At 71.4% G+C, this 4,528-nt stretch carries 4 protein-coding genes; 3 read left to right on the forward strand and 1 reads right to left on the reverse strand.

Going from position 1 to position 4,528, the window contains the following annotated elements; translation table 11 throughout:
* Positions 1-344: 344 nt before the first annotated feature.
* The gene (locus tag ACFV0G_RS35705; RefSeq protein ID WP_380556920.1) at positions 345-722 is read left to right on the forward strand and encodes a TraR/DksA family transcriptional regulator; all 378 of its coding nucleotides are present in this window, start codon (positions 345-347) and stop codon (positions 720-722) included.
* A 1,162-nt stretch (positions 723-1,884) separates the two neighbouring features.
* Here ACFV0G_RS35705 and ACFV0G_RS35710 read toward each other — a convergent pair.
* Complete coding sequence (locus tag ACFV0G_RS35710) at positions 1,885-2,472, reverse strand: TetR/AcrR family transcriptional regulator (RefSeq protein WP_380556922.1); 588 nt, start codon at positions 2,470-2,472, stop codon at positions 1,885-1,887.
* A 118-nt stretch (positions 2,473-2,590) separates the two neighbouring features.
* On the opposite strand from ACFV0G_RS35710, the gene ACFV0G_RS35715 reads away from it, so the two are divergent.
* On the forward strand, positions 2,591-3,517 hold the full coding sequence (locus ACFV0G_RS35715; RefSeq protein WP_380556924.1) for an NmrA/HSCARG family protein: 927 nt from the start codon (positions 2,591-2,593) through the stop codon (positions 3,515-3,517).
* Entirely contained in the window at positions 3,514-4,395 is an 882-nt protein-coding gene (locus ACFV0G_RS35720; RefSeq protein ID WP_380556926.1) for a TIGR03620 family F420-dependent LLM class oxidoreductase, read from the forward strand. The genes ACFV0G_RS35715 and ACFV0G_RS35720 overlap by 4 nt, the downstream gene beginning before the upstream one ends.
* Positions 4,396-4,528 lie beyond the last annotated feature (133 nt).

Raw genomic sequence — 4,528 nt, forward strand, 5'->3', positions numbered from 1 at the left:
CGCTCAGCCCGAAGCCCTCCACCACCGGGACGAGCCGCTCGTGCTCGTACATCGACAGCAGCGACTGGCTGCGGCCCGGGGGGGCCCGCCCCCCCCCCCGCCCCCCAGGCGCACCCCCCCGGCGCCCGCCCGACCCGGTCGACGAGCGCGATGCCCCGCGCGCCAAGGCGACCTCGGCCGGCCGCGAGCGCGACGGCCTCGCCGAGAATGCGAAGCCCTGGCCGCGCAGCGGCCCACCCCTTGTGAGCAGACATTGGTCGATGGTGCGGCAGGCTGGCTCATATGGGTACAGGGGTGCACGAAATATGGCAACGGATGCCGACGTTCCGAGAAGGATGTGTCAGGTGCCAGAAAATAGCGATTTCAACCCATCCAGGCGTGGAGCCACCTGCGAGCGGCTGGCTGCCGACCGGGCCGCGACCGTCGCGCAGATCGCGGGGCTGAGACGGGACTTCGATGAGATCGTCGAGGCGAATGCCCTGGTGGCGGTCGACGACGAGCACGACCCGGAGGGGTCGAGCACCGCCTTCGAGCGGGCGCAGGTCGCGTCCTTGCTCGCCCAGGCGCAGGACCATCTGGCTGATCTCGATCAGGCGCGGGAGCGACTGGAGCGAGGGGATTACGGCCGGTGCGAAAGCTGCGGCGAGCCGATCCCGGCGGAGCGGCTGGAGGTGCGCCCGGCGGCGAAGACCTGCGTGCCGTGCGCTGCGGCCCGACGCTGAGCGGATATGTGCCCGGATGTGTCCGGCTTGGTTTCGGAGGGCGTGTAGGCCGTCATGGCATCCACCCACACCGCCTTGCCCATCGAGGAAGCAACATCATCACTGGCGCCCTCGCCGCCGCTGCCGGCGCCCGCGACAAGCAGCGCACCCCCGCCAACCGAATTACCGCGCGCAATCGCGCCGTGCCCCGCGACGATCTCTGACCGTCGTCCCCACAGCCGCCGCCAGGGGAAACGAGAGCTCCCTCCGGCACCCGCGTGCCACCCACCCCCCGCGGAGCAGCGCGGGCCCCGGGTGTGCCTGGCAGCCGGTCAGCCCTTGGCAATGGCCATACCGAGGAAGATGAGGGCGACTGCCGGTCGAGGCCTTGCAGGGAGGTCTCGGCACCGGCGGCGACCATTTCATTGGTCGCGTCTTCGTGCTGGTTCACGGCGTACCTCCCGGCGCGGAGTCGGCGGAGCGAGCCCAGTGGGGCCGGATCGGATCGGTGCGGCAGGTGTTTCGCGCTCGCGGCGGCCGCTGTTGGCCCCCGCGGCCGAGCAGTGCCGGCTTGGTGCCGAAGAGCGGACCGGTTGTGGCTGGCCCGGCACGGCATGGACCAATCAGCCGCGCCTGCACCGCGCGTATGGACCTGGCACTGCTGGGCGGCGTCGACTCCGCTCTGCTTGCCTTGCGCAGGGCGTTCGATGCCGACGTCGCCCGTCAGATGGCCGAGGGCATTCGTCGCCTTATGGGCACCGACCTACGCGCTCGCCACCACCGGCGTCGCCGGGCCGGCCCCGCAGGGCGGCCACCTGCCCAGCACGCTCTACATCGCCGTCGCCGGACCCGAGGCACGGTCGTCATCGCGCCCCCGCCGGCGGCGATCGCGCTTGCGTCCAGCGGACCGACGTCCTCGACGGCTGGCCCGCCAGATGGTGCAGCAGGACGCGCCGCCGAGGACCGCGCGCATTTGCCCATCCGCCCCCAGGAGCCGAGCCAAGAGGTCTCCTGCAACGGCCAAAACCTGCTGCCGGCCTATTCGATCAGGCCCGCGACGGCTTGCCCGTCACCGACGACCAGCTGGCTCGCCTGTCACCGCTGCAGTTCGACCACATCAACTCCTTGGCCGCTGAGACCGACCGAGGACAGGCGTTGCGCTCCTTGGCTGCGGGGTGGAGCTTCAGCGCGCGCGGACCCCGTCGATGGCCAGGTCGAGCAGCCGGTCGGCCTCGGCCGGGCCGTCGGGGTCCTCCTCGGTGGCCAAAGCGATGGCGCCGACGAGTTTGAGTAGGTGGGTGACGGTGACGTCGGGGCGTACGGCGTTCACGTGGCGGGCGCGGTCGAGGAGTTCGTCGCCGGCGCTGGTGATCATCGCGTGGCAGGTGCTTCCCAGCGTCGGGTCGCCGTCGCGGGTGCCGTGCATCACTGAAGCCCCCAAGCCCCGGTTGGCCACGGCGTGTGCGCCGACATCGCGGAGCCAGCTGACGAGTGCGGCGCCGGGATCGGGGTCGGACAGCAGGTCACGCGCTCTGACGCACAGGGCGTCCACCCGGCCCTTGAAGACGGCTTCCAGGAGCAACCGCCGGGAGGGGAAGTGTCGGTGGAGCGTGGCCGAGCCGACTCCGGCGTGCCGGGCGATCTCCTCCAGTGAGGCCTCGGCACCGTGTTCGGCCACAAGGCTCTCGGCCGCGGCCACGATCCGGTCGTAGTTGCGGCGCGCGTCGGCACGCATCGGCCGCGAAGCCGGGTCAGCTGCGCTCTTGGGCACGGAATCTCCTGACGACTTGCTAACTGGGGTGGCCCTCCATATCGTAGCGGCCAATAACCGGAGGGCCACCCCAGTTACTGGGCGTGGGCACTCGTCGGCATGCGACATGGGGAGATTCGTGGAACCGACAGGGAAGACCGTCGCGGTGGTGGGGGCGACCGGCCTGCAGGGCCGGGCGGTGACACGGCACCTGCTCAGCAACGGCTGGCAGGTACGCGCACTCAGCCGCAATCCGGACGGGGCGCCGGCCAAGGACCTGGCGAGCGCCGGTGCGCAGATCGTGCGCGCGCAGATGGAGGACCTCGCCTCGTTGATCGCCGCGGCCGACGGCGCGTACGGCATGTTCAGTGTCCAGCCCACGGTCGGCTCCCCCGGGACCGCACCAGACTTCAGCGCCGAGGACGAGGTCCGGTGGGGGATCAACGTCGTCGAAGCCGCACGAACCGTCGGCATCGAGCACCTCGTCTTCACCTCAGTGGCCGGCGCCGACCGTCACGGCGGCGAAACACTGCCGCGGAACCTGGTCAGCAAGTGGCGGATCGAGCAGCACATCGCCGCGCTCGGCCTGCCCGCGACGATCCTGCGGCCGGTCTCCTTCATGGAGAACTTCACCGGCGCCTACGCGCTGCGGGACGGGACCTTCGCCACCGCCCTCGCCCCCGAGGTCCCGCTGCAGATCATGGCCGTGGACGACGTCGGCTTCGTCACCGCGCTGGCCTTCTCCCGGCCCGAAGACTGGATCGGCCGCGAAACCGCCCTCGCGGGAGACGAACTCACGCCGGTCCAGATCGCCGCGACCATCGAGAACGCGCTCGGACGTCCGTTGCCGTACGCCCGGATCCCGATCGAAGCGATCCGGACGCTCAGCGAGGACTTCGCGTACGCCAACGAGTGGCTCAACGAACGCGGCTACCGCGCGGACATCACCGCAACCCGCCGTATCCACCCCGGAGCGATGAACTTCCCCACCTGGCTGGAACGCACCGGCGCCGCCCAGATCGCCGCTTTCCTGGCCAGCCAGACCACCGCATCGCAGCACGCATGAACGGGCGCAAGCCCGACCTCGGGCGCATCGGAATCTGGGCGGGCGACCTCGACACCTACCCCGCGGCAGGGCTTCGCGAGGCCGCGGCCGCAGTCGAGGGCCTCGGCTACGGCACCCTGTGGTTCGCCGAGACCACCGGACGGGAGGCCATGACACAGGCCGCGATCCTGCTGGCCGCCACCCGGCGGATCACCGTGGCCGCCGGCATGGCCGACATCTACGCGCGCGACGCGGTGACGACCGCCGCCGCCCACCGAACCCTGGAGGAGGCGTTCCCCGGGCGATTCCTGCTCGGGCTGTGGGAGAGCCACCCCAGTCTCACTGAGGACGTCCGCGGTCGCCGCTTCGAGCCGCCGCCGGCCGCGATGCGCACCTACCTCGACACGCTGGACGCCTCCCCGTTCGGTCCACCCGGCACGACAGCCTCGCAGCCTCGCCTGGTCGCGGCCCTCGACCCGGGCATGCTCGCGCTTGCCGCCGAACGCGCTTGGGGCGCCACCGTGTTGGGCATGCCCGTCGAGTACACGCGAACGGCGAGAACGTTGCTCGGGCCCGACGCACTCTTGGCCGTGACCCAACTGTGTGTCCTGAGTCCCGACCGCTCACGGACTGCCGAACTGGCAGCAGCCACCACCGCAGCAGCCCTGCCCAATCGGCGCGCACTGTTGCACGACCTGGGGTACCACAACGGGGACGCGCTCGACGACCGGCTCGTTGACGCACTTGTGGCCCACGGCGATGCCGAGGACGTCGTCCGCCGCGTCCACGAACACCTCGGCGCCGGAGCCGACCATGTCAGCCTTCATCTCCTGACCCCCGCCCCGGGCATCGTCCCCATCCGCCAGTGGGAACACATGGCCACCCATCTGCTGCCCTGACCGCATCCATCGACGTGGGGGGGGGGCAGCGGGGCCCGCGCCCCCCCCCCACCCCCCCCCCCCCCCAGCGGCACCCCCCCGGCCTCACAACAGACAAGGACGGAAGCGCGGAAGCGCCACACCGCGGCCGGGG

Source organism: Kitasatospora sp. NPDC059571 (assembly GCF_042735675.1).
In the GTDB taxonomy this organism is placed as follows: domain Bacteria; phylum Actinomycetota; class Actinomycetes; order Streptomycetales; family Streptomycetaceae; genus Kitasatospora.

What these genes read in the sequence shown, in the direction of transcription:
- ACFV0G_RS35720 (WP_380556926.1), top strand. Translation starts at nt 3,514, where the DNA reads ATGAACGGGCGCAAGCCCGACCTCGGGCGCATCGGAATCTGGGCGGGC.